3 protein-coding genes are annotated in these 2395 nt (G+C 33.6%); all 3 read right to left on the minus strand.

Translation table 11 applies throughout. The features are described 5' to 3' along the window. Positions 1–134 precede the first annotated feature (134 nt). Positions 135–452: a hypothetical protein gene (locus H3Z82_RS19400; protein WP_139856850.1), complete on the minus strand. Its 318-nt coding sequence runs from the start codon at positions 450–452 to the stop codon at positions 135–137. 164 nt (positions 453–616) lie between these two features. Further along, positions 617–1174 carry a hypothetical protein gene (locus tag H3Z82_RS19405; RefSeq protein WP_182207111.1) on the minus strand — a complete coding sequence of 186 codons (558 nt, stop codon included), beginning with the start codon at positions 1172–1174 and terminating at the stop codon, positions 617–619. A gap of 211 nt (positions 1175–1385) precedes the next feature. After that, on the minus strand, positions 1386–2060 hold the full coding sequence (locus tag H3Z82_RS19410) for a hypothetical protein (protein WP_182207112.1): 675 nt from the start codon (positions 2058–2060) through the stop codon (positions 1386–1388). Positions 2061–2395: the final 335 nt, after the last annotated feature.

Genomic DNA, 2395 nt, shown 5'->3' on the forward strand with positions numbered 1-2395 from the left:
AACGTCCCGTATAAAAACTGTGCGAGCGGGCGAGCGTGATTGTCCGCAGGACAATCCGCTGAGCAAGCGAGCACGGAATTTCGATTCAAGACAGGTTTTAGCATTGTTTTTATATAGTGTTGTGCTTTCGTGCTTTATTTTATCTCTACAACCGACACAATTTTGGCTGCCGGCTTTTCACAGTCTGAATCCGTAAGAGATAGTCCGAAAGCTTCATTTAAAACGGTTCTAACTATTCTAACCGTCCGTGTCTGCCTATCTCCTTTCTTAGGGAAATGTAAATTGGTTCTTATGTGAAATAAGATATCGTTAGCCTCAGTAAAATAATTATCTAAATCCGATATTTCTTTACTTCTGGAGCCTAAAGGATTCCAAGTAGTCAGAATAGCCTGAACATCTTCACTTTCCTTTTCTCTTCTTTTAAATTCCTCAGTTTGTTGATAGTCTGTCATATTATTTGTTTTTGCATGAAGCACAACGGTCTCGTATAACCGTCAGTTACGGGTTAATATGCGATAATTTTCGGTTTGTCACAAGCGTTAGCAATTCCGAGTGGATTCGGACGTAGTCGAATCCGCCGTAATTGCGGTTATACATTGTTGGCAACTGGCTTTTTTTATAATATGTCTTTGTCTTTTCCGTCAATTTTATGTTTCATTTTTTGTCCCATTCCGTTTGTCACATATCCAGCAACCATTTCTTTTTTTAGTTCTCCGTTTTCCAGATATTCTAAGGTTATCGAGCAATCTCCAGTAATTCCAACCCAAACTGTTTTGCTTTCATTGGGTTTTAATTCCGAAATATATTCAGTTTCGCAACCATCAATTTTAATATCAGTCAGTTTGTTTTGAGTTGAGTTTGTGAACGTGATTCTCATATTCCCAATCAAAATCAGCGATAACCAAATGAAGAGGAACATTATTGGCAGATTAATCAGCATCAATCCGCTTGTTTTTAAAAGTCTTTTTCGATTGGTCGAGTCAGAATTTGATTTGGCTAAAATTGCTATTAAAATTATCAAATTTGTAATTCCTGCAAGAACTACAAATCCGTATCCGATGAATAACAAATCGCTGTTTGAAGTCAGAAAGTAAATTCCGAAAATCAATGCTCCAATTATGAACGAAATTAGCGCAGTTCCTTTTCCTAAAGCGTTATATTTTTCAGACGTCATTTTTTTTCAGCTTGTTGCCAACGGTCTTGTATATGGCTCGTAGCGTGCAAATTAGAAAATTATTTTCGGATTAAGCACAAGCCAGATTTTTAAATTTTACTATTTATCTTTTTTATTGGAAATCGTCAAATTTAAAAATTTGGCGACTTTCCAAATATGCCTTAACTTCGATTAAGCAACTACCAAGCTATGAGCTATATACGTTGTTATCTCACGTTCTTATTCCGCTTAATGTTAATCCTAAAATTCCAAATATCAACAATGAAATCAGCAAAATCTTTTTCGATTGGTAAATTTTTGAAATTAATGTCCAATTGTATAAAAATATAAATAATGGAAGTAGAAATGCTAAAAATCCAAAGTATTCTTTTAAGTTAAGATAAAATCTGTCATAATTAAATCCCATATAAATTGTAAAAAATCTTGTCAGTACGAGCATTATTACTCCGAAAACAAAAATTGAATTGGTTTGCGCAAATCTTAATTTCCGAGTTATATTTCGTTTTTCAGAATTTGGTTTGCTCATCCACAAATATGTTGTAAAACAAAATCCAAGACTAACAGATAATAATCCGAAGAATAGTGTGTAATAAAAATCCAGTTTTGAGTTTATCAGATTATCCCAGTTTCCGTCATTCATCGCTACCACGATATTATTCGTTTTAGATAACATTTGGAATAAAAAAGTCAAAACAATTGAGTATCCAATTCCGACTATAATTCCGCTATAAAATCGGAAGCGTCCAATTCCGTCAATATTAAAATCTGATTTGTACTTTTTCAATTCAGCGCAATGTTTTTTTTGAATGTGAGATAACGTTTTTGTATAAAGAAAGTTGCGTTTTTGTGGGCGAGGATTTTCCGTAGGAAAATCAGAAGCAAGCAAAAATGCAACACACTTTAATTAAGCACAAAATAGCAATTTTTTTTATACGGTGTTGCAAGTAGTAGTTTTTTTGTTCCGATTACTTTTATTTATCTTTAATCTGCTAACTTTTTCCAATTCCGTTTGAGTAAGAAATTCCGTTTGAGTAGATATTCCGTTTGAGTGAAAATTCTGTTTGAGTGGAAATACCGTTTGAGTGAGATTCCGTTCGAGTAAGAAATTCCGTTTGAGTAGAAAATCGGTAGAGTAAATTCAGCGTAATATTTGTTAAAAATCAGATTTATTTTATTTGCGAATTGTTTGCGTTTGAGTGTTTTCCGCTATTACTTGCAACG

The organism is Gelidibacter maritimus (assembly GCF_014062315.1).
GTDB lineage: Bacteria > Bacteroidota > Bacteroidia > Flavobacteriales > Flavobacteriaceae > Gelidibacter > Gelidibacter maritimus.

Bases quoted from the DNA above. Each gene is read 5' to 3' on its own strand.
- H3Z82_RS19405 (WP_182207111.1), bottom strand. From the start codon at position 1,174: ATGACGTCTGAAAAATATAACGCTTTAGGAAAAGGAACTGCGCTAATT.
- H3Z82_RS19400 (WP_139856850.1), bottom strand. From the start codon at position 452: ATGACAGACTATCAACAAACTGAGGAATTTAAAAGAAGAGAAAAGGAA.